Source organism: Acetobacter senegalensis, assembly GCF_001499615.1.
Classification (GTDB): domain Bacteria; phylum Pseudomonadota; class Alphaproteobacteria; order Acetobacterales; family Acetobacteraceae; genus Acetobacter; species Acetobacter senegalensis.
In genome coordinates, this window is sequence record NZ_LN606600.1 from 550,832 (window position 1) to 572,880 (window position 22,049).

The following is a 22,049-nucleotide window of genomic DNA, read 5'->3' on the forward strand; positions in this document are numbered from 1 at the left end:
GGCGTTTATAAGGGAACCCCACGCATCCTGCGGGAGTAAAATTTCATGGCGCATGTCAATCTGATTGACCCCTTTGACTTCATAATTTTCGGCGCCACGGGCGATCTGACAATGCGCAAGCTGCTGCCTGCGTTCCTGCGCCGCTTCCATGCCGGAGAGTTCACACAGGATGCCCGCATCATCTGCATTGCGCGCTCCGCCCACACGCCGGACAAATTCCGCCAGCAGGTGCGGCAGGCTCTAAAGGAATTTGCACCAGATACGGCAAAAGACGCCACTGTTCTTGACCGTTTTCTGGGCAGTGTGACGTATGTAGCGCTGGATGCCACCAAGCCTGACAGCAACTGGGATGAACTGAAAGACGCCCTGAAGGATCAGGCCAGAACGCGGGTTTATTATCTGGCCACCGCCCCGGCCCTGTATGCGCCCCTGTGTGCAGCACTGGCCGAGCATAAGCTGATTACACGCGCCACCCGTGTGGTGCTGGAAAAGCCGATCGGCGTGAGCCTGAAAACCGCCACCCAGATCAATGACGGCGTGGGCCGCTTTTTCCCTGAAGAGTCCATTTACCGAATTGACCATTATCTGGGAAAGGAAGGGGTGCAGAATCTGCTGGCTCTGCGCTTTGCCAACCCGGCACTGGAAAAACTGTGGAGTTCAGACGCCATAGCCCATGTGCAGATTACGGCGGCTGAAACCGTCGGCGTTGGCTCCCGCGGTGCGTATTATGACGAATCCGGCGCCATGCGGGATATGGTGCAGAACCATCTGCTTCAGGTGCTGTGCATGTTGGCCATGGATGATCCGGCCTCCCTCAGCGCGGATGATCTACGCAACGAGAAACTGAAAGTGCTGAATGCCCTGCGCCCCATGACCCCGGACATGGTGCGCCAGAACGTTATCCGCGGCCAGTACACTGCGGGCCGTATTGAGAACAAGGATGTGCCCGGCTACGCGGAAGATCTGGGGCATGACCGCGCGACCAACACGGAAACCTTTGTGGCCATCCGCACCAAGATCCGCACCTCCCGCTGGGGCAACACGCCGTTCTACCTGCGCACGGGCAAGCGGATGGCGGCCAAAACCACCGAGATCGTGCTTCAGTTCCGCCCTCAGGTCTGGCCCATTTTCACCAATACACCGTCCCCGGGCCGGTTGGTGATCCGCATTGCTCCGGATGAAGGCCTCTCGCTGGTGCTTGCCTCCAAGGACCCGGGGGCTGGTGGCTTCCGGGTGCGGAATGCAGCGCTGAACATTTCCTACGAAAACCAGTTCACCATGGAATATCAGGATTCCTATGAACGGCTGCTGCTGGATGCCGTGCGTGGCAACCCCGCCCTGTTTATTCGCCGTGATGAAGTTGAAGCCTCATGGCGATGGGTGGAACCCATTCTGTCCTCATGGCGGCAGGGACTTTCCCCGCTGGAACCTTACCCGGCCGGAAGCTGGGGCCCGGCTTCCACCCGCGCCCTTCTGGCGCGTGATGGAGCCATGTGGCATGAGGACATGCTGACATGACCGACAAACCCAAACCCTCCGTTCCCCCGCGTGGGCCACTGAAGAAGCGCAGCCTGCGCCAGCACATTGTGCGGCGTCTGGCTCTGGTTCTGCCCATTACGGTGCTGATGATTGTGCTGGCCAAGAGCGGCATGATTGACACCCTGACAGACCGCTACACCTTCCGGCCCGAAAGCTGGTTTGATGATAGCGCCCTTGTGCGCCACCTGCGTGTGGTGGTGACCCATAACGGCATGTCTCATGATCGGCCGGACTGCCTGCTGTTTGTGGTGAACGGGAATGATCCGCCCAATGCCTCCCGCATTGATGTGATGCAGAAACATTCCGGCACATGCCCCGGCCCCAAGGGCGATCTGCCCAAGCTGTTCACGTTACAGGTGGACCGCATGAACCGGATCATTCAGTCTGACCAAGGCTCACCGGGCACGTTCCATCCTCTTCCATAGAAGGGTCATGGAAGCATCCCGCGGATAAAGTCTGACAACGGTTTCTCCCATCGGACTTTATCCAACGGCCTTCAAGACCATGCGGGGTGACCTCCCACCCTCAATTAACCAAACACGGAAACGGAAGGCGCGCTTACCCGCCTTCCGTTTTCTGTTTATGGAGTAAAGGCCTTGCGTAAGGCGCGGCCGCCCCGTCTGAGCGCGAACTTACCGGGCGGCATCAGGGAATAGAAATTCAGAAACCCATGCACAGCGCCACGACAACATAGATATTGTACGGGCACACCTGCCGCAGTTAGCGCCTGTGCATATGCCGCCCCCTCATCCCGCATGGGGTCACATTCCGCTGTGATAATCACGGCGGGGGCCAGACCATGCAGGTCAGGCTGATGGCCGGGCACAAAACGCGGGGAGGTCCAGTCCTCCTCCCGCGCGATGTACTGATCTCCATACCATTCCATGGAGCGGCGGGAGAGAAAATAGCCTTCCGCATACAGATCATGGGACGGAAACGTTTCCGCCCCGTATAGGGATGGGTAATACAGCAGTTGCAAGGCGGGCTGGGGGCAACGGCCCGCTTTTGCATCCTGCGCTACCACTGCGGCCAGATTTCCACCCGCGCTATCTCCGGCAACGGCCACCTTGCCGCCCCAATATTGACGGGAAAGATCTGCCAGCCATCGGTATGCCGCCAGCGCATCATCCGCTGCGGCGGGATAGGGATGCTCCGGTGCCAGACGATAATCAGGCATCAGCACCGCCGCGCCAGAACTGCGCGCGAGACGACAGCATATGCCGTGATGGGAGTTCAGCCCACAATGCACAAACCCGCCGCCATGAAGATACAGCACGGCGCCCCGCACCCGCCCATGGGGAATATAAAGCCGTGCGGGCATAAGGCCCGCAGCACCGGGCACGGAAAGGGCATACACCTTGCGTAAAGGCACGGAAGAAAGGCGCGTGGGGAAGGAAGGCGTATCCATGGCCTGCCGCAATGCCTTGAGAAAGGCCTCCTGCGCCTGCTCCTGCGTGTGTTCCACAGCTTCTTCCGGCACGGGTAACGGGTCTGGCGTGGTTGCCTCGGCTTCTGAATGTTTACGCCGCCGTTGCGCTTGCCATCTGATCCACCACAGCAACAAACGCGCTGATAACGCAGGCCGTACTGGCGTTGTCTCTGCGTGCAAAAAGCCTGATGGGTCCACCATGAAACGCTGCTTCTCCTTTTTATGCTCTTTAAGAGCGCACCATGCCAGCAGATACAAAGCTGTCACATCCTGTTCATAAAGGGCAATGGTGCAGCGTGTGTTTTCGCTTGACCTGGTCCGGCTCTGGCAGCAGGGTGCGCACGCCAGACGGCTGGACGGTCGCTGCCTTGCTTTGCAAGGGGGAGGAAAGTCCGGGCTCCACGGAAGAACGGTGCCGGTTAACGACCGGCGAGGGTGACCTTAGGGAAAGTGCCACAGAAAACAGACCGCCTTCCGGGTTCTGCCCCGTGGGAAACCGTGGGACAGCACTGAAGGTAAGGGTGAAACGGTGCGGTAAGAGCGCACCGCTCCTCCGGTAACGGAGGAGGCACGGTAAACCCCACCGGGAGCAAGACCGAATAGGAGCGGCAGAAACCCGCAAGGGTTTCAGGGGTTCTTTCGCCCCGTCGCTCGGGTTGGTTGCGTGAGGCCCGCTGCAAGGCGGGTCCCAGAGGAATGACCGTCCACGCCCCTTTTGGGGCCGGACAGAACCCGGCTTACAGGCCGTCTGGCATCTTCCATTTTTCTGCCCCAAAGCATGGGCTTTCATGGGTGTTCTGACACGTTCTTCCCCAAAAAGAGAACATTTGAAGAACAAATGATGTCAATCTCTTGTTCGGTTTTGCAGTATTGGCCATCTACCGCTGCTAAACAGTTCTAGGACAATACTTTGCAAACCGCAGTTTTCTGCTGTTTTTTCTGTTGTTTTAATTTGCTTCCCATAAAATCCCATGCTATCCCAAACCACACCATGAAAGTGGTGGAGGCGGCACCGTTCCCCGCTGTTCTGTGAACGGAAAGGTCTGACTCGGAAGGATTTCGTCTCTCGTGAGTGTGTTCCTCGGCACGCATGAAAATCGATTCGACGCCAAGGGGCGTGTTTCGATTCCGGCCGGGTTCCGCTCAGTCCTGAAGGCCCAGCATACTGAAGGCGACTCTCTGGTGATTCTCCGGCCATCGCACACCATGCCCTGCATTGAAGCCTGGCCCGCCGCCGCGTTTGCCCGCCTGACTCAACCGCTTGACCGGCTGGACATGTTTTCTGACGAACACGACGATCTGGCCGCAGCCCTGTACGCGGATGCCTACCCCATGGACCCGGACCGCGAAGGCCGTATCATTCTGCCTGATTTCCTGCGTGAACATGCCGGGCTGACAGAAGCCGCCAATGCCGCCTTCATGGGTGTTGGACGCACTTTTCAGATCTGGGAACCCGAAGCCGCCAAGCAGCGCCGTGCAGAAGCCCGCCTGCGCTCCCGCCGCGTAAGCATTCCCGCTGCTCGAGATGGCGAGGCATCATGAACGCTCTGCCTCTGCCCCTCCCCACCTCTGCCTCCAGCGGCCACATTCCCGTCATGCTGACGGAAGTGCTGGAAGCCCTGAAACCGGCTGATGGCAACGCTATTCTGGACTGCACCTTTGGCGGTGGCGGATACACAACCGCCATTCTGAACGCGGCCGACTGCACCGTATGGGCTATTGACCGTGATCCGGACGCCATTGTGCGCGGCAACATTCTGGCAAAAGCCTTTGCCGAAGCCTCTGGCAAGCCGCGCCTGCACATGCTGCACGGCAGCTTTGGCTCCATGCAGGATTTGACGCAGCAGGCAGAAGCCCCCGCTTTTGATGGCATTGTGCTGGATCTGGGCGTGTCTTCCTTCCAGTTGGATGAAGCCGAACGCGGCTTTTCCTTCAAGCAGGATGGCCCGCTGGATATGCGCATGGCCCGCACTGGGCGCACGGCGGCGGATGTGGTCAATACCGCAAGTGAAGCCGAACTGGCTGACATTTTCCATTTCTATGGTGAGGAACGACATGCCCGCCGCGTGGCGCGCGCCATTGTGGCAGACCGTGTTGAAACCCCCTTCACCACCACGGCGCAACTGGCGGGGCTGATCCGCCGGGTTGTGCCGTCTGACCGCTCTGGCATTGATTCCGCCACGCGCTCCTTTCAGGGCCTGCGCATTGCCGTGAATGATGAGCTTGGCGAAATTGAACGCGGGCTGGAGCAGGCGCTTGATCTGCTGGCACCCGGCGGCAGACTTGTTGTTGTGTCCTTCCATTCTCTGGAAGACCGGATTGCAAAACGTGTTCTGGGCAATGCCACCGGCAAGAGCCAGAGCTTCTCCCGTTATGACCCGCGTGCAGCCATGACAAAGGCGGATGATGCCCCCTTTGTTGCGCTGACCGGCAAACCCGTTCGCCCGGGTGATGCAGAATGTTCCGCCAACCCACGTGCCCGCAGCGCACGCCTGCGTGCCGTTGCAAAGCGCCCTACTGATGTTTCCTTCTCAGGCAAAGGACTGAATCCATGATCCCCCGGCCTTTTACTTGCTGCTGCGCTGTCCTGGCCATTGCATCGGGATTCTTTCTGTACACCAAGAAACATCAGACAACGGTTCTGGATCAGCAGATTTCCAAAATCGTGTCTGATACGGAGCGCATGCGGTCCCAGACCGCCATGCTGCGCACGGAATGGGCGCTGGAAAACCAGCCTGAACGCCTGACCCGTCTGGCCGAGCACCATCTGGCAAGCCTTCACCCCATGGACCCATCACAGTTCGTGCGCATGGCGGATCTGGACAAGCACCTGCCCTCCACCGGGCGTGGTCCGGCGGAAGATCCGCGGGCTGGGCTGGTCTCTGCCACGCTGGCTTCTGCTGACACTGTTGCAGCACCTGCCGTTACGGCTCCGGTTGTGCATGCGCCTGCCGTGGTTACGGCGGATGCCAAGCCTGTAGCGCGTCATGACCGCAATGATGACGATACGGCAGAAACGCCTCGCGCCCCTAACCTTGTGGCTGATGCTACTCCTGCCCATGCACGGCCGCCCATTCGCGCCGTTATCCGGCATGATGTAGCACCCCACATGCTGGATGAAGACACCAGTGATGCACCAGCTCGTACGGTAGCCGCCGTTACGCGGCCTGCCCCCGTGCGCCACGCCCCCACGGTTCTGGCTGAACCCAGCCGTCCAGCCGCGCCGGTGGCACAGCCTGTTACGACTGTGGCCAGTGTTGCTCCGGCGGCACAACCCGCTATACACCGCACGGCCCCCGCTGTTGCCCATGTAGCGGCTCTGACCCCGCGACCTGCGCCGCAGGAGAACGAGACCGAACAGCAGGTTCGCCATCCGCTGCCGGTTACGGTGGCAAGCTGGCACGCCACGCGCACGCGGCGCACCGCAGCGCCCGCCGCTGGCTATGTTGAAGCGCGGGCCAATTCCTCCTACAGCAGTGGCTCGCTGCTGGAGCGCGGGGGAGATGCCCTGCCGCCGCCGGTGCCGCTCACCAACTAATTTTTGTCTCTTGTCTGAAAGTGTCTATCCCCCGCAATGGCCCTACCGCCGCACGAACCTGAAAACACCTCCCCTGTGGGGCGCACTGTGCGCGTCACGGGTGATGACCTTCGTGCGCGGACCCATCGGGATCAGATGCATGTCAGACTTCTGGGGGTAGCAGGCGGCTTTTGCGTGCTGTTTGCGGTTGTGGCCGTCAAGCTGACCATCGCCACCGTACTGCACCCCATGGCACCTGAAAAACGCCAGATTGCGCCTCAGGTTCCTGAAATTCCAAAGATCGACCCCAAAGCCAGTCTGGCGGGAGATTTCTCTCTGCCGCAGGTACATCGCGCCTCCATTGTGGACCGCAATGGCCAGACGCTGGCCCTTTCCCTGCCGGTGGCACAGGTATACGCCAACCCGCAGGAACTGATTGACCCGCAGGATGTGACACAAAAGCTGAAATCCGTTCTGAAAGATCTGGATGAAGCCGAGACTGTGCGCAGGCTCTCCCTGCCCAAGCAGTTTGTTTATATCGCCCGCAACATCTCGCCCCAGCAGGAACTGGCCATCAACAGTCTGGGTATTCCCGGCATCTATTTTGAGCCGGGTGAACGCCGCCATTATCCGCTTGGCCACATGGCGGCCCAGATCATGGGCACGGTGGATATTGATGATCACGGCGTGGCTGGTGTGGAGCGCTATTTTGACAAGCGCCTGATGTCTGACCATCGCCCGCTGCGGCTTTCACTGGACGTACGCGTGCAGTCCGTAGTGCGGGATGAACTGGCCAACGCCATGACCACATTCCAGGCCATTGGGGCGTGCGCCATTGTGATGGACGTGCACACTGGCGAGATTGTCGCCATGGTCAGCCTGCCTGATTATGACGCGAACGAATTCAACCACGCCACCAATGATGCCCGCTTCAACCGGGCCGTGACCGGGCTGTATGAGCCTGGCTCCACTTTCAAGCTGCAAACGGCGGCCATGGGGCTGGAAACTGGCACCATTCATATCTGGGACCGCTTTTCTTCCGTGCCGATCCATGTGGGCCGCTTCAAGATTTCCGACATGAAGAGCGATCATTTCAGTGAGTGGCTGACGCTGCCTGAAGTGATGGCTTATTCCTCCAACCCGGCTGCGGCCCACATCGCACTGGATGTTGGCGGCAAGAAGCAGGCGGAATGGATGCGCAACATGGGCTTTTTTGCGCCTGTGCCGGTGGAACTGCCAGAAGCCGCCCGCCCGCTGGTGCCGCACCAGTGGAGTATTTCCACCACCATGACCGTTGGCTTCGGGCACGGTATGGCAGAACCGCCACTGGCCATTGTGCGCGGCACCGCCGCAACCGTGAATGGTGGCATTCTGCTGAAACCCACCCTGCTTGAACGGGAAGATGCCGCCGCCGCCATGGCTGGCAATGCTCCTGACAATCCGCTGGCTCAGGGTGTGCAGACCGCAGCCCTTGAGCAGGCCGTTGCCCAGCCCAAGCCCGCTGCGGCGGCAGAAACGCCCACCGCCCAAACCGATACTGGAGAAGAGCCTCTTCCGGCACCGGAAGGCACGCGCGTGATCTCGGAAAAGAATTCCTCTCTGTTGCGTCGCCTGCTGCGGCTGGATGTCACCAGCGGCACCGGACGCACGGCGGAATCTCCCGGCTATTTTGTGGGTGGTAAAACCGGCACGGCAGAAAAGATCGGCCCGCATGGTGGCTATCTGAAGCACGTCAACATCTCGGCCTTTACGGGCATTTTCCCCATGAATACGCCGCGCTACGCCGTGTACGTCATGCTGGATAGCCCCAAGCCCACACCGCAGACCCACGGATGGACAACGGCTGGCTGGAACGCAGCACCTACTGTTTCCAAAATTATCTCTCGTATTGGCCCGATGCTTCAGATCTTCCCGGATACGGCGCATGCAGCGGAAATTGACGCCGCCATGGCGCTGCCCATGCACCCGCCAGTGCCGCGTGGCGTAAGGCCTCTGGGGCCGGGCAATGATCCCGGTGATCCGCGCAAGGCGGAGGCCGCCCGCAAGGCAGAAAAAGCGGCTGAAAAACAGAAGCTGGCCGAACTGAAGAAACAACACGGAAGCGAGGTTATGGACGAATGAGCCTTTCCCTGTCCTCATTACGCCATATCGCTGGTCTGACTGCCGCGGAACTGCACGCCACAGGACTGTCTGACGGCCACCCGTCTGATACCCTGAGCGGGAACGTAAGCGTAACGGCCATTACGGCAGACAGCCGTGCTGTAATGCCCGGCACGCTGTTTGCCGCCGTGCCCGGTGTAAAAGCCGATGGACGTGCCTTTATTGCCAGCGCCGTTGAAAAAGGGGCCGTTGCCGTGCTGGCCCCCACTGGCACCACATGGCCCGAAAACGTGCCAGAACGCCCGCTTGTATTGACCCCAAACCCACGCCACGCACTGGCGGTAATGGCGGCCGCGCTGGCGGGCCCGCAACCAGAAAACCTTGTGGCCATTACGGGCACCAACGGCAAAACCAGCACTGCGGATTTCCTGCGCCAGCTATGGGCACTGCAAGGACTGAAGGCCGCCGGGTTAGGCACGCTTGGCCTGACGGGGGTGGATCTGCCGCCCATCACCATGCCGGCCCTCACCACACCAGACCCGGTGGCACTCGCCAACGGTTTGGCTGCGTTGGCACGTGCGGGTGTGCAGCATGTGGCGCTGGAAGCATCTTCCCACGGGCTGGAACAGAACCGGCTGGATGGCCTGCATCTTTCCGCCGCAGGCTTTACCAACCTGACGCGTGACCATCTGGATTATCACGGCACGGTAGAGGCTTACCGTGAAGCCAAACTCAAACTGTTTGCTGACCTGCTGCCCAGTGGCCGGATTGCCGCCGCCAATGCAGACATGGACAGCGTGACGCTTGATGCCCTGCGTGCCATTGCCCGCACCCGTAACCTCACCCTGCGCACGGTGGGAGAGGCCGGAGAGACAATACGCCTGATCACGCACACCCCCCTCCCCTCTGGTCAGGAACTGGTGCTGGATGTGGGCGGGCAGAAACACACCCTCTCGCTCGCTTTGCCGGGCCGGTTTCAGGTGGATAACGCCCTGCTGGCCGCAGCCCTTGCCGCACCGGATGATGCCGCATTGATGCAGAAGGTGGACCTTCTGCCGCAGTTGCAAGGTGTGCGCGGACGGATGGAGCGCGCGGTTGTGCTGCCTAACGGCGCCAGCGCTTATGTTGATTTCGCCCACACGCCAGATGCACTGGCCCGCCTTCTGGCCTCGCTGCGTCCGCACGCCCTTGGCCGTCTGATTGTGGTGTTTGGTGCAGGCGGAGACCGTGACAAGGGCAAACGCCCCCTGATGGCGCAGGAAGCTGAACGCGGTGCGGATATTGCCATTATTACGGATGACAACCCCCGCACGGAGGATGCCGCCGCCATTCGTGCCGATGTTAAAGCCGGTGCGCCGGACGCTCTGGAAATTGGGGACCGCCGTGCCGCCATTGCCGAGGCGCTGGCCATGCTCGGCCCGCAGGATGTGCTGGTGGTTGCCGGTAAAGGGCACGAGCAGGGCCAGATTATTGGCACGGAAGTTCATCCGTTTGATGATGCTGACGTTCTGCGCACGCTGGCCGGGCAAAGCCTGGCGAACGCCGCCCCGGCGGCACAGGCATGAGTGTGCTCTGGACGCGGGAGGAACTGGAAGCCGCAACAGGAGGCCAGTTTACAGGAACCCCGCAGAACGATGCGGGTATTACCGGTATCTCCATTGATACACGCACGCTGGCCCCCGGAGACCTGTTTATTGCCTTGAAAGGCGATAACAGTGATGGCCACGCCCATATCGCCATGGCCCTTGAAAAAGGGGCCGCCGCCGTGATGGTGCATGACACCACGGGCCTTGCAGACCCACGCCTGCTGGTTGTGGCGGATACGCAGGAAGCGTTGCAGGCTTTGGGCCATGCCGCCCGCGCCCGGTTTGGGGGCAAGGTGGTGGCCGTTACCGGCAGTGTGGGTAAAACCACCACCAAGGACATGCTGCGCGTGGCCTTGAGCGCCCTTGGCCCGACCCATGCCGCCGTGGCCTCCTACAACAACCATTGGGGGGTGCCACTTACCCTCGCCCGCCTGCCGCGTGATGCTGCCTATTGCATCAGCGAAATCGGGATGAATCATCCCGGTGAGATTTTGCCTCTGGCCCGCATGGTGCGCCCGGATGTAGCGGTGATCACCACCATCGGGTCTGCGCATCTGGGCCATATGGGCAGTCTGGACGCCATTGCGCAGGAAAAAGCGGAGATCATTACCGCCCTGCCTGCTGGTGGCACCGCCATTGTGCCGGATGATGCCCACGGACAGGCCATATTCCACGCCGCCTCGCAAAAGGCCCATGCCACCCTGTGGCTCAGCGGCCTGAAGCCGGACAGCTTTGCGCATCTGGATACTCTGAACGCGGTAGAAGGTGGTTCCAGCTTTACGGCTCATCTGGGGCAGTCAAGTGTGCCGGTGCGGCTGGAAGCGCCTGGTGCGCATCTGGCCCGCAATGCGCTGACAGCCCTTGCCGTGTGTGCGGCCTTCGGGGCCGATGTTGCCCGTGCGGCAGCAGCGCTTGCCAGCTTCCGTCCCGGCAAGGGTCGTGGCGCGCTGGCCACCATCGCCGGGGGCGATATCACCCTGCTGGATGAGAGCTATAACGCCTCTGCCGCGTCCATCCGCGCCACGCTGGATGTGCTGCGCCTTCTTCCTGCCTCCCGCCATATTGCCGTTCTGGGCGATATCCGTGAACTGGGAGAGTTTTCCACCGCGGAACATGCGGCACTGGCCCAGCCAGCCGCTGCTTCTGCTGATCTTGTTTTTTGCTGCGGACCTCACATGAAATCCCTTTTTGATGCCCTGCCTGACGCTAACCAGGGCGCATGGGCGGACAACGCCGCCACTCTGGCTCCTCTGGTCTGCGCCGCGCTGCGCAAGGGAGACGCCGTTCTGGTGAAAGGGAGTTTAGGCAGCCGCATGCGGGACGTGATTGCAGCGCTGACCACCCTGAGCGCGGTGGGGCCTGCCTGAGATGCTGTATCTTCTTGCCTCCAATTCCATCCATGACGGGCATCTGCCCCTTTTCAATCTGCTACGCTACATCACGTTCCGCGCGGGCTGCGCCTGCCTGACGGCGCTGGTGATCAGCCTGCTGATGGGCAAACCGCTGATTGCCATGCTGCGGCGCATCCAGCGTGGTGGGCAGCCCATCCGCGCCCTTGGGCCGGAGCGGCACCTGCTGGAAAAAACCGGCACCCCCACCATGGGCGGTGTGCTGATCCTGTTCTCTCTCACGCTGTCTGTACTGGTGTGGGGAGATTTGCAGAACGGGTTTGTGTGGGCTGTGCTGCTGACCACGCTGGCGTTTGGCGCGGTAGGCTTTGCGGATGATTACCTCAAGCTCTCCCGCCGCAATACAGACGGCGTTTCCAAACGCACACGGCTAGGGTGTGAATTTGCAACCTCCCTGTTGTGTGGCTGGTGGCTGCAATCCCTGATGCCAGCAGACCTTGCCAACATGGTGGCCTTTCCGTTTGTAAAAGACCTGCTGCTGCCATTGGGGTTCGCCTTCCCCATCTTCGCCATGATCACCATTACCGGTTTTGGCAACGCCGTGAACTTCACGGATGGGCTGGACGGGCTGGCCATTGTGCCAGTGGTGATTGCCGCCATGGTGTTTGGCATTCTCTCCTACGTGGTGGGCAACCATGTATTTGCGGATTACCTGCAGGTGCATGCCGTGCCGGGCACTGGGGAACTGGCGGTTTTCTGCGCCGCTCTGGTCGGGGCCGGGCTGGGCTTTCTGTGGTTCAACGCCCCGCCTGCCTCCGTATTCATGGGTGATACAGGCTCGCTCTCTCTGGGCGGCGCGCTGGGCGCACTGGCCGTGGCCATCAAGCATGAACTGGTTCTGTGCATTGTGGGTGGCCTGTTTGTGGTGGAAACGCTCTCCGTCGTCATTCAGGTGTTCTGGTACAAGCGCACTGGGCGGCGGGTGTTTCTGATGGCCCCCATCCACCACCATTTTGAGAAAAAAGGCTGGGCGGAACCGAAGATCGTGATCCGGTTCTGGATTATTTCCGTCATTCTGGGGATGTGCGGTCTCGCCACATTGAAACTGCGATGAACTCTTTTCCTTCCACGCTCTTCACGGGTCATCATTACGCCGTTCTGGGTTTAGGCCGGAACGGCGTGCCTGCTGTACTGGCTCTGGCCAAGGGCGGTGCCCGTGTGCAGGCGTGGGATGATGGAGAAACCGCACGCACGGCGCTGGCCCACCAATGCGCCGATCTGCCTGCGGATGTTGCCGCCCGCATAACCTGCGCGCCGATTGAAACACTTACGGGGTTTGACGGGCTTGTGCTCTCCCCCGGTATTCCGCACGTCCTGCCAAAGCCGCACCCGGTTGCCCTGCTGGCCAAGGAAGCGGGCGTGCCTATCCTTTCCGATGCAGAACTGCTGTATCAGGCCGTGCGACGTGCTGGCAGCAAGGCGCGGTTTGCGGGCATTACCGGCACCAACGGCAAATCCACCACCACAACATTGCTGGCCCACATTCTGGCTGAAGCCGGTGTGCCCGTAGCGGCTGGCGGCAACCTTGGCCCGGCAGCCCTTGCGTTGCCGCTGCTGCCCGATAACGGCGTGTATGTGTTGGAAATGTCCTCCTACATGCTGGAACGGCTGGACACCCTGCGTTTTGATGCCGCCTGCCTGCTGAATCTGACCCCCGATCATCTGGACCGCCACGCTGGCATGGAAGGCTATGCACACGTCAAAACGCGCGTGTTTGCAGGCCAGACAGAAGCCGATCTGGCCGTGATTGGCGTGGAAGACCAATGGTGCCGCGATATCGCTGCCCGCCTGAAAGCTGGTCCGGCCCGCTGCATCACCATTTCCGGCGCGCCTGTCACCCCACCCAGCGATGTGTACGGACAGGCCAACGCCATATGGCACAATGGCCGGAAAGTGGCGGGCATTGGCCCCGCACTGCCCGGCAACCACAATGCGGAAAACGCGGCTGCCGCCTATGCCATGGCGTCCTTCCTTGGCATCACGGACAACCAGATTGCCACGGGCCTGCGTACCTTCCCCGGCCTGCCCCACCGCCAGAAAGTTGTGGCCGAGCAGGATGGCGTTGTGTTTGTCGATGACAGCAAGGCCACCAATGCGGATGCGTCCTCCCGCGCGCTGGGCTGTTACGATAAACTGGTGTGGATTGCAGGCGGCATGGCCAAGGAAGGCGGCATCGCCTCTCTCGTGCCCTATTTTCCCCGTATGGCGCATACGTTCCTGATTGGACGCGATGCGGAAGAACTGGCCGCCACGCTAGAGGCCCATAATGCGCCCTATACGGTAGTTGGCACGCTGGAAGCCGCTGTTCCGGCAGCCTACGCCGTGGCACGGCAGACCCAGACCCCGGTGGTGCTGCTCTCCCCCGCCTGCGCCAGTTTTGACCAGTTCTCGGGCTTTGAAGCCCGAGGCCTGCGTTTTCAGGAACTGGCGCGCACGGTCAGCGCCGAGACAACACCGCAGACAGGAAAGAACGGCTGATGCCTGGTTATTCCCGCAGTGATGATTCCGCTCTGGGCCGCTGGTGGCGCAATGTTGACCGCACCACGCTGATCTGTGCGTTCATTCTCATCGGGTTTGGCTACATCCTCATGATGGCCGCAAGCCCGGCGGTTGCCGTGCGCATTGGTGCATCACGCAACATGTTCATCTTCAAACAAATGATGTTCCTTGCCATTGCCGGGGTGATTGTAACCGGGGTTTCCACTCTCTCGCGCAAGGCGGTTCTACGGCTCTCCCTTTTGGGGGGCGCGCTGATGCTGGGGGCCACGGCCCTGACACTGGTGCACGGCATTGAGATCAAGGGCGCACGCCGCTGGATCGCGCTGCCGCTGATGTCTCTCCAGCCCTCCGAATTCCTCAAGCCCTGCTTTGCAGTGGTCACGGGCTGGCTGCTTACCCAGCGGCGGCTGTCCAAATATTTTCCGGGCATGCTGATCGCGTTTGCGCTGTTTGGCGTCATTCTCATGCTGCTGAAATCCCAGCCGGATATCGGCATGCTCACGGTTATTACTACCGTGTTCATGACCCAGCTTTTTGTGGATGGGCTGAGCCTTGTGCTGGTGGGCGTGGGCGTGGCCTGCATGATTGGTGCGGGCATTTCCGCTTTCTTCCTGTTCCCGCACGTGCGCTCCCGCGTGGAGCGGTTCATGCACCCCGGCGTGGGGGATCACTACCAGATTGACACCGCCCTGCGCGCGTTTGGCAATGGTGGCCTGACCGGCCGCGGCCCCGGTGAAGGCCGCGTAAAAGACCTTCTGCCCGATGCCCATGCGGACTTCGTGTTTGCTGTGGCGGGCGAGGAATATGGCATGATTGTCTGCATGCTCATTATCCTTGTGTTCGGGGTGATTGTGGTGCGTACCCTGCTGCGGCTGATCCGTGAGGATGACCCGTTTGTGGTCATCTCCGTTACGGGGCTGGTCACGGGTTTCGGGCTTCAGGCCTTTGTGAACATGGCTTCAACCTTGCATCTTATCCCCACCAAGGGCATGACGCTGCCTTTCATCTCCTATGGTGGCTCCTCCGCCATGTCCATCGCTCTGGCGGTTGGCATGGTGCTGGCGCTTACGCGGCACCAGCCCGGCAGCCGCACTCAGATCGGAAACGGCTTCATGACCACTCTCAGACAATGGCGGCCCGCATGAGCACACGCACTATCGTCATTGCCGCCGGAGGGACCGGTGGACACTTCTTTCCGGCTGAGGCGCTGGCCGATGCGCTGGCCGAACGCGGCCACCATCTGGTGTTGATGACGGACGAACGCGCCGGCAAGCGGACCGAGGGCGTGTTTGCCTCCTGCCCGCAATATGTGCTGCGGGGTGCAGGGGTGGCTGGCCGTGGCCCCATCCGGGCGCTGAAGGCCGGCACAACCCTGCTGGCCAGTGCGTGGCAGGCGCGTTCCATCCTGCGCACGATCCAGCCGGATGCCGTTGTGGGGTTTGGCGGCTATCCGTCCGTGCCGCCGCTGCTGGGCGCACGCCTGCTGGGCCGCAAGCATCCGGCGCTGATCATTCATGAAGGCAATGCCGTTCTGGGCAAGGCCAATGCCGTGCTTTCCCGCTTTGCGGATGTGATCGCCACGTCCTACCCCTCCGTCGCCAAGCTGCCCATGGGGGCCCACACCGCCTTTACCGGCATGCCGGTGCGCCCCGCCATTGCCGCGCTGGCAGGCGAAGGTTTTGTGCCACCGGGCGAGACACTGAACCTGCTGGTATGGGGTGGTTCTCTGGGCGCCACGGTGTTCGCGCAGGTTGTGCCCGCAGCCCTTGGCAAACTGCCCGATACCATTCGCGCCCGCCTGCGTGTAACCCAACAGGCCCGCAAGGCCGATCTGGATGAAGTGCGCAAGGCCTATGCTGATCTGGGTATTCAGGCGCGGGTTGAGCCCTTCCTGAACGATGTGCCCGCCCTGTTGCAGAGCGCGCATCTGGTGATTGGTCGTGCCGGTGGGTCTTCCGTTGCGGAACTGACCACCGCTGGCCGCCCTTCCATTCTGGTACCGCTGCCCATTGCCGCCAGTGATGAGCAGACAGAAAACGCCCGCGCCATCACCACCGCTGGCGCCGGATGGATGATCCGCCAGCCGGATTTCACCCCCGCCGCCCTGGCCTCCCGGCTGGGCGATTTGTTCACGGCTCCGGAAGAGCTGGCGCGGGCTGCGGCCGCCGCAGCCTCTCTCGCCCGACCGGACGCCGCCACCCGTCTGGCCGATGTTGTAGAAGAATGCTTGCACCTTTCCCCCTCGCCCGCCTATCCGACACCACCCAGCCAGACGGAGTTCAGCGCATGAGAGCCCTGCCCCTTTCCATTGGAACCATCCATTTTGTCGGTATTGGCGGCATTGGCATGTCCGGCATTGCAGAAGTGCTCTCCATGCTCGGCTATTCCGTGCAGGGATCGGACATTGCGGAAAACGGCAATGTCAAACGCCTGCGCGCAGCGGGTATTCCCATCGCCATCGGGCATGACGCCGCCAATCTGGGTGATGCGCAGGTGGTTGTGATCTCCACCGCCGTAAGCCGGGACAACCCGGAAGTGGTGGCCGCCCGCAGCCGCCTTATTCCCGTTGTGCGGCGTGCGGAAATGCTGGCCGAACTCATGCGCCTGCGCTGGTCCGTGGCCATTGGTGGCACACATGGCAAAACCACCACCACCAGTCTGGTAGCAGCCGTGCTGGAAGCCGCACAGCTTGACCCCACCGTGATCAATGGCGGGATTATTGAAGCCTACGGCACCAACACCCGCATGGGCAAAGGGGACTGGATGGTGGCCGAAGCGGATGAGAGCGATGGCTCCTTCCTGCGTCTGCCCTCCGTTATTTCCGTTGTGACCAACATGGACCCGGAACATCTGGACCACTGGGGTTCTGCCGAGGCCATGGAAGCGGCGTATGACCAGTTTGTCTCCAACGTGCCGTTCTATGGGTTTGCCGTTCTGTGCATTGATCACCCGGCCGTGCAGCAGATGATCCCGCGCCTGTCCGACCATCGGATTGTCACCTACGGGTTCTCCCCACAGGCTGATGTGCGCGCTGAAAAACTGATCACCGATAAAATGGGCGCAACGTTTGAAGTCACCCTGACGGACCGCGTCACCCGCCGCACCCGCAAGGCTGGCCCCTTCCGCCTGCCCATGCTGGGTTCTCACAACGTGCAGAACGCGCTGGCCGCCATTGCCGTGGCAACGGAAATGGATATCAGCGATGACGTTATCCGCTCCGGTCTGGCCTCCTTCCGGGGGGTCAAGCGCCGCTTTACCCGCACGGGTGAAGCCGGTGGCATTACCGTGATTGATGATTACGGCCACCACCCTGTTGAAATTGCCGCCGTGCTCAAAGCTGCACGGCAGGCCGGGGCCAACCGCGTGATTGCCGTCATGCAGCCGCACCGTTACTCCCGCCTGCAAATGCTGTTCTCTGATTTCTGCACCTGCATGAATGATGCGGACACCGTGATTGTGGCCGACATCTACGCTGCCGGGGAAAACCCGATTGAAGGCGTTGACCGTGACGTGCTGATTGAAGGGCTGCGTGAACGCGGCCATCGTTCCGTAGTGCCGCTCTCCAGCCCGGACCATCTGGCGGAAATGGTAAACGCCATCGCCAAACCCGGTGATTATGTTGTGTGCCTTGGTGCAGGCACCATCACCAACTGGGCGCAGGCGCTGCCCGCACAGCTTGCCGCGCTACAGGCTACGGCCAAAGGCGGACGCGCGGCATGAGTGCCGTCACCATGACAGATCTGGTGCAACAGGCGTTTGATGGCGCACGGGGGCGGGTCACGCCTCAGGCTCCGTTGGGGCCCCGCACGTGGTTCCGTGTGGGTGGCGCAGCGGAATGGCTGTTCCAACCTGCGGACACGCAGGATCTGGCTGCCGTCATGCAGAAGCTCTCGCCAGAACTGCCCGTCACGGCGCTGGGGGCATGCTCCAACGTGATCATCCGGGATGGCGGGCTGGATGGCATTGTGGTACGTCTGGCACGCGGCTTTGCCGATGTTGTGGTGGAAGACGATGGTCTGGTGGTGGGGGCCGCGTGCCTGGACGCCATCGTAGCAGAACACGCCGCACAGGCAGGGCTGGCTGGGCTGGAGTTTCTGGCCGGTATCCCCGGCTCCATTGGTGGTGCTGTGCGCATGAACGCGGGCGCTTATGGTTCGGACATCGCCACGGTGCTGGACTGGGCTGAAATTGTTACGCGGGATGGCAGCATTGTTACTTTGGAAGCCGGCGCGCTGAATTTTGGCTACCGCCGCTCAGGCCTGCCGGAGGGGGCGTTTGTTACGCGCGCGCGCCTGCGAGGCACCCCTGCCAACCCTGCCGATGTTTCCGCCCGCATTGCGGATGTCCGGGCCGCGCGTGAGCAGTCACAGCCTGTAAGGGCCAGAACGGGTGGTTCCACCTTTCGCAACCCGGACCCGGATGTGTCCCCCCGCAAGGCGTGGGAACTGATTGACGCTGCCGGATGCCGTGGCCTGACTTTGGGCGGCGCGCAGGTAAGCGAAAAACATTGCAACTTCCTGATCAATACCGGCTCCGCCACTGCGGCGGATCTTGAGGCGCTGGGGGAAGAAGTGCGCAAGCGTGTGGCCCAGAACGCGGGTGTCACACTGCATTGGGAAATCAAACGCATTGGCAAGGCAGGAACCCCGGCATGAGCAACCCTAAACGTGTGACGGTTCTGATGGGGGGTATCTCCTCCGAACGTGATGTCAGTCTGGCATCGGGCAAGGGGATTACCGCTGCCCTGCGCACTTTGGGCCATACCGTAACGGAACTGGATGCCGGGGCGGATCTGGCTGCGCTTGTTAATGATCTGACTGCCCAGAAACCGGATGTTGTGTTCAACGCCCTGCATGGTCGCCTAGGGGAAGACGGATGTATTCAGGGCGTGCTGGAATGGATGGGCCTGCCCTACACCCATTCCGGCGTGCGCGCCTCTGCCACCGCTATGGACAAGGCCGCCGCCCGCGCCGTGTTCCTCGCCGCCGGGCTGCCCGTGGCGGAAGGCAAGGTGATTGCCATTGAAGAACTGGAAGCCGCAGACCCGCTGCCCGCCCCGTATGTGGTCAAACCCGTAAGCGAAGGGTCTTCCGTTGGGGTGTCGATTGTGCGCAAGGGCTCCAACATTCGGGAAAGCATTGTGCAAAGCTGGCGTTATGGCCCGCATGCCCTGGTGGAAGAATTCATTCCGGGCCGTGAAATCACCGTTGGCGTTCTGGGAGACCGCGCCCTGACAGTCACGGATATCACCCCCACCCCCGGCAAGGGGCATGATTTCTATGATTATGACGCCAAATACAAAGCGGGCGGTTCTTCCCACACGCTGCCAGCACAAATAGACCCGGCGGTGGCGGAACAGGCGTGTGCCATTGCCGTGGCCGCACATCAGGCGCTGGGATGTTCAGGCGCGTCCCGCTCTGATTTCCGGCTGGATGACACCGGCAGCGGCCCGGCGCGGGTTGTGCTGCTGGAAGTGAACACCCAGCCCGGCATGACGGAAACATCCCTGCTGCCAGAACAGGCGGCTTATTGTGGCATCAGTTACCCGGAACTGTGCGGCTGGCTGGTTGAAGAGGCACTTCGCCGCTGATGAGAACCCCGCCTTCCCCTTCTGATCGTCCGTCACGCCTTGGCCTGTTCGCCCGGCGGCAAAAGCGGCTGCTGCGGCCTTTGGCCGGGCTTCTGGTGCTGGGCGCACTTGGGGGGGCGGGATATCTGTACCTGCAACTGCCGGGCACGCGGGAACAACTTGCCCCCCTGCGCGACAAACTGCTGAACAAGGCGCCGCTGCGCGTCACCAGTATCAAGATTGATGGCGCGCAACTGACCAGTGAAGACACCATCCGCAAGGCGCTGGGCGTTTCCGTGGGCGAACCGGTGCTGAACTTCAGTGTAACGGACGCGCGGGACAGGCTGAACGCCCTGCCCTTTATTGATCATGTTGTGGTGGAACGGCATCTGTCTGGCGAGATTGACGTCCATATTACGGAGCGCCCGCCGTTTGCCGTATGGCAGCACAAAGGGCATTTTGAACTGATAGACCGCCAAGGCAACAAGGTGCCGGATCAGGGCATGACCGGCAAGGATGCAGAAGCCTTCACCAAACTGCCGCTGGTCGTGGGTGACGGTGCGAATGAACCCGCCGCCGCCCTGATTGATGCACTGGCACAGGAGCCGGACGTACGCTCCCGCATGGTTGCGGCCGTGCGCGTGAGCAACCGCCGCTGGAACCTGACACTGAAAGACGGCGCAACCGTGCTGCTGCCTGAAGGGGAAGAGGTTCCGGCCATTCACCGTCTGGCCAAGCTGCACGCCACCACGCACCTGCTTGATCGCCCGGTGGTGCTGATTGACATGCGCCTGCCAGACCGGCTGACCATTCGGGAAAAACCGCCAGAGGCGGCCCCGCAACCAGACTCCTCCGGCAAGGCCGGGCCGGACACCACCCCCGGTCATGCCGCACAACAGAACTCCGCCCAGGGTGGCTCCTCTCACGCCTCAGCCCCCCCGCCGGGAAACCCCACATGAACGACCGCTCACGCTCTTCTTCTCCCAATTTTTCCCTCGGTGGCCGCCCGCGCAAGAAAGGGACTCCTGCCTCCTCGTCTTCCAGCCTGCGGATGAGCGGGGATGAAACCATCCTGCCGCTGCCCCCTTCCGAGGCCAACAAACGCCCGCGCACCTGGCGCAGCGGATATTCTGCCGTACTGGATATCGGGTCCACCAAGATCACGTGCCTGATCGGGCGCGGGGAGATCAATGGCGGCCTGCGGGTGGTTGGCTGCGGCTGGCGACGGTCTGATGGCATCCGCAACGGGGCCATTACAGATCTGCACAAGGCGGAAACCGCCATCCGTGCCACGGTTGGGCAGGCCGAAATGATGGCCGAACGCACCATAGACCGCGTGGTGGTCAACCTCTCCTGCGGGCACCCGGCCAGCCGCCTGTTCAATGTGCGCTGGCCTGTGGGCGGACGTGTGGTGACTGAAGCGGACATCCGCCGCGTGGTGACGGAAGGCCGCGTGCAGGCCACGGTGGAAGGGCGGGATGTTGTGCACACCCTGCCCATTGATTTCACGGTGGATGATACGGAGAACGTGGCAGACCCACGGGGCCATCTGTGTGAAACCCTCAAGGCCCGTCTGCATATTATTGATGCCGCCTCCACAGCGCTGCTGAATCTGGAAACAGTGCTCAGCCGGGCGGAACTGAAGCTGGAAGCGCTCGTTTCTTCTCCCATGGCGTCCGGCCTGTCCGTGCTGGATGCCGACGAACGTGAACTTGGCACGACGGTTATTGAGATGGGTGGTGGCACAACGTCTCTGGCCGTGTTTGGAGAAGGTCAGATTCTGCACACCGCACAGATTGGCGTAGGCGGCCTGCATGTCACACGCGATATTGCACGGGGGCTGAGCACGTCACTGGAGAATGCCGAGCGCCTTAAAACGGTGTATGGCAGCGCGGATCTGGCCTCTGATGTTGAAGATGAACTGCTGACCGTTGAACTGCTGGGCAATGATGTGCCGCAGTTTGAACAGATTTCCCGTGCTCAGTTAGGCCGGATCATCCGTCCCCGGATGGAAGAAACGCTTGAACTGGTGCGGGAGAAACTGGATGGCGCAGGGTTGGGCAATGCCGCCAGTGGTCGCATTGTGTTGACCGGCGGGGCCTCACTTCTTGATGGCATGCGCCCCCTTGCAGAACGTATTCTGGGTTCACCCGCCGCCAAGGGCCGGCATGGACCCGCCTTTACCCGGTCTGTCCGGCTGGGACGGCCCAAGCATATTCTGGGCCTGCCCGAAAAAACCGCAGCGGCGGCAGGGTTCGCCACCGCAGCGGGCCTGCTGTCCTGGGCTGCCAGCGCCGAACGTCCGTTTGGCGATGTGGAGTTCAGGGAAGCCCCGCCATCTGGCTTTTTGCAAAAACTCGTCGCTTTTATTCGTGAGAGAGTTTGATATACTTAAAAGAAT

18 protein-coding genes and 1 other RNA gene are annotated in these 22,049 nt (G+C 61.5%); 18 read left to right on the forward strand and 1 reads right to left on the reverse strand.

Annotated elements, in window-relative coordinates; all coding sequences use genetic code 11:
* Positions 1–45: 45 nt before the first annotated feature.
* Together zwf and ASN_RS02380 are read left to right on the forward strand one after the other, a co-directional pair.
* Entirely contained in the window at positions 46–1,518 is a 1,473-nt protein-coding gene (zwf, locus tag ASN_RS02375; RefSeq protein ID WP_006559172.1) for a glucose-6-phosphate dehydrogenase, read from the forward strand.
* A complete protein-coding gene (locus ASN_RS02380; protein WP_045542797.1) occupies positions 1,515–1,964 on the forward strand; it encodes a hypothetical protein in 450 nt (149 codons plus the stop codon). The genes zwf and ASN_RS02380 overlap by 4 nt, the downstream gene beginning before the upstream one ends.
* A gap of 155 nt (positions 1,965–2,119) precedes the next feature.
* Here ASN_RS02380 and ASN_RS02385 read toward each other — a convergent pair whose 3' ends face one another.
* The gene (locus ASN_RS02385) at positions 2,120–3,235 is read right to left on the reverse strand and encodes an alpha/beta hydrolase (RefSeq protein ID WP_197603323.1); all 1,116 of its coding nucleotides are present in this window, start codon (positions 3,233–3,235) and stop codon (positions 2,120–2,122) included.
* Positions 3,236–3,312: 77 nt separating this feature from the next.
* Between ASN_RS02385 and rnpB the strand changes: the two genes are divergently transcribed.
* The 16 genes from rnpB to ftsA all read left to right on the forward strand — a co-directional run bounded on the left by rnpB (position 3,313) and on the right by ftsA (position 22,034).
* Positions 3,313–3,724, forward strand: an RNA gene (rnpB, locus tag ASN_RS17895) — RNase P RNA component class A.
* A 312-nt stretch (positions 3,725–4,036) separates the two neighbouring features.
* Complete coding sequence (mraZ, locus tag ASN_RS02390; RefSeq protein ID WP_035380402.1) at positions 4,037–4,510, forward strand: division/cell wall cluster transcriptional repressor MraZ; 474 nt, start codon at positions 4,037–4,039, stop codon at positions 4,508–4,510.
* Positions 4,507–5,523, forward strand: coding sequence for a 16S rRNA (cytosine(1402)-N(4))-methyltransferase RsmH (rsmH, locus tag ASN_RS02395; protein WP_058987097.1), 1,017 nt, complete (start codon positions 4,507–4,509; stop codon positions 5,521–5,523). Before mraZ ends, rsmH begins: the two co-directional genes overlap by 4 nt.
* A complete protein-coding gene (gene ftsL / locus ASN_RS02400) occupies positions 5,520–6,506 on the forward strand; it encodes a cell division protein FtsL (RefSeq protein WP_058987098.1) in 987 nt (328 codons plus the stop codon). Before rsmH ends, ftsL begins: the two co-directional genes overlap by 4 nt.
* 36 nt (positions 6,507–6,542) lie before the next feature.
* The gene (locus ASN_RS02405) at positions 6,543–8,606 is read left to right on the forward strand and encodes a peptidoglycan D,D-transpeptidase FtsI family protein (RefSeq protein ID WP_035380406.1); all 2,064 of its coding nucleotides are present in this window, start codon (positions 6,543–6,545) and stop codon (positions 8,604–8,606) included.
* Positions 8,603–10,150 (forward strand): UDP-N-acetylmuramoyl-L-alanyl-D-glutamate--2,6-diaminopimelate ligase, encoded by a 1,548-nt coding sequence (locus ASN_RS02410; RefSeq protein ID WP_099048277.1) that lies wholly within the window; start codon positions 8,603–8,605, stop codon positions 10,148–10,150. The genes ASN_RS02405 and ASN_RS02410 overlap by 4 nt, the downstream gene beginning before the upstream one ends.
* A complete protein-coding gene (locus tag ASN_RS02415; protein ID WP_058987099.1) occupies positions 10,147–11,538 on the forward strand; it encodes a UDP-N-acetylmuramoyl-tripeptide--D-alanyl-D-alanine ligase in 1,392 nt (463 codons plus the stop codon). Before ASN_RS02410 ends, ASN_RS02415 begins: the two co-directional genes overlap by 4 nt.
* A gap of 1 nt (position 11,539) precedes the next feature.
* On the forward strand, positions 11,540–12,634 hold the full coding sequence (mraY, locus tag ASN_RS02420; RefSeq protein ID WP_006558217.1) for a phospho-N-acetylmuramoyl-pentapeptide-transferase: 1,095 nt from the start codon (positions 11,540–11,542) through the stop codon (positions 12,632–12,634).
* Positions 12,631–14,058, forward strand: coding sequence for a UDP-N-acetylmuramoyl-L-alanine--D-glutamate ligase (gene murD, locus ASN_RS02425; RefSeq protein WP_058987100.1), 1,428 nt, complete (start codon positions 12,631–12,633; stop codon positions 14,056–14,058). Before mraY ends, murD begins: the two co-directional genes overlap by 4 nt.
* A complete protein-coding gene (locus ASN_RS02430; protein WP_006558219.1) occupies positions 14,058–15,224 on the forward strand; it encodes an FtsW/RodA/SpoVE family cell cycle protein in 1,167 nt (388 codons plus the stop codon). The genes murD and ASN_RS02430 overlap by 1 nt, the downstream gene beginning before the upstream one ends.
* A complete protein-coding gene (gene murG / locus ASN_RS02435; protein WP_058989071.1) occupies positions 15,221–16,369 on the forward strand; it encodes an undecaprenyldiphospho-muramoylpentapeptide beta-N-acetylglucosaminyltransferase in 1,149 nt (382 codons plus the stop codon). The genes ASN_RS02430 and murG overlap by 4 nt, the downstream gene beginning before the upstream one ends.
* The gene (gene murC, locus ASN_RS02440; protein ID WP_006558221.1) at positions 16,366–17,799 is read left to right on the forward strand and encodes a UDP-N-acetylmuramate--L-alanine ligase; all 1,434 of its coding nucleotides are present in this window, start codon (positions 16,366–16,368) and stop codon (positions 17,797–17,799) included. The genes murG and murC overlap by 4 nt, the downstream gene beginning before the upstream one ends.
* Positions 17,796–18,734, forward strand: coding sequence for a UDP-N-acetylmuramate dehydrogenase (gene murB, locus ASN_RS02445; protein WP_058987101.1), 939 nt, complete (start codon positions 17,796–17,798; stop codon positions 18,732–18,734). Before murC ends, murB begins: the two co-directional genes overlap by 4 nt.
* A complete protein-coding gene (locus tag ASN_RS02450) occupies positions 18,731–19,669 on the forward strand; it encodes a D-alanine--D-alanine ligase (protein WP_058987102.1) in 939 nt (312 codons plus the stop codon). The genes murB and ASN_RS02450 overlap by 4 nt, the downstream gene beginning before the upstream one ends.
* Positions 19,669–20,607 (forward strand): cell division protein FtsQ/DivIB, encoded by a 939-nt coding sequence (locus tag ASN_RS02455; protein ID WP_006558224.1) that lies wholly within the window; start codon positions 19,669–19,671, stop codon positions 20,605–20,607. The genes ASN_RS02450 and ASN_RS02455 overlap by 1 nt, the downstream gene beginning before the upstream one ends.
* Positions 20,604–22,034 carry a cell division protein FtsA gene (gene ftsA / locus ASN_RS02460; RefSeq protein WP_035380417.1) on the forward strand — a complete coding sequence of 477 codons (1,431 nt, stop codon included), beginning with the start codon at positions 20,604–20,606 and terminating at the stop codon, positions 22,032–22,034. The genes ASN_RS02455 and ftsA overlap by 4 nt, the downstream gene beginning before the upstream one ends.
* Positions 22,035–22,049: the final 15 nt, after the last annotated feature.

Coding starts and splice junctions, on each gene's coding strand:
- zwf (WP_006559172.1), top strand. CDS start 46: ATGGCGCATGTCAATCTGATTGACCCCTTTGACTTCATAATTTTCGGC.
- ASN_RS02380 (WP_045542797.1), top strand. CDS start 1,515: ATGACCGACAAACCCAAACCCTCCGTTCCCCCGCGTGGGCCACTGAAG.
- rsmH (WP_058987097.1), top strand. CDS start 4,507: ATGAACGCTCTGCCTCTGCCCCTCCCCACCTCTGCCTCCAGCGGCCAC.
- ftsL (WP_058987098.1), top strand. CDS start 5,520: ATGATCCCCCGGCCTTTTACTTGCTGCTGCGCTGTCCTGGCCATTGCA.
- ASN_RS02405 (WP_035380406.1), top strand. CDS start 6,543: ATGGCCCTACCGCCGCACGAACCTGAAAACACCTCCCCTGTGGGGCGC.
- ASN_RS02410 (WP_099048277.1), top strand. CDS start 8,603: ATGAGCCTTTCCCTGTCCTCATTACGCCATATCGCTGGTCTGACTGCC.
- ASN_RS02415 (WP_058987099.1), top strand. CDS start 10,147: ATGAGTGTGCTCTGGACGCGGGAGGAACTGGAAGCCGCAACAGGAGGC.
- mraY (WP_006558217.1), top strand. CDS start 11,540: ATGCTGTATCTTCTTGCCTCCAATTCCATCCATGACGGGCATCTGCCC.
- murD (WP_058987100.1), top strand. CDS start 12,631: ATGAACTCTTTTCCTTCCACGCTCTTCACGGGTCATCATTACGCCGTT.
- ASN_RS02430 (WP_006558219.1), top strand. CDS start 14,058: ATGCCTGGTTATTCCCGCAGTGATGATTCCGCTCTGGGCCGCTGGTGG.
- murG (WP_058989071.1), top strand. CDS start 15,221: ATGAGCACACGCACTATCGTCATTGCCGCCGGAGGGACCGGTGGACAC.
- murC (WP_006558221.1), top strand. CDS start 16,366: ATGAGAGCCCTGCCCCTTTCCATTGGAACCATCCATTTTGTCGGTATT.
- murB (WP_058987101.1), top strand. CDS start 17,796: ATGAGTGCCGTCACCATGACAGATCTGGTGCAACAGGCGTTTGATGGC.
- ASN_RS02450 (WP_058987102.1), top strand. CDS start 18,731: ATGAGCAACCCTAAACGTGTGACGGTTCTGATGGGGGGTATCTCCTCC.
- ASN_RS02455 (WP_006558224.1), top strand. CDS start 19,669: ATGAGAACCCCGCCTTCCCCTTCTGATCGTCCGTCACGCCTTGGCCTG.
- ftsA (WP_035380417.1), top strand. CDS start 20,604: ATGAACGACCGCTCACGCTCTTCTTCTCCCAATTTTTCCCTCGGTGGC.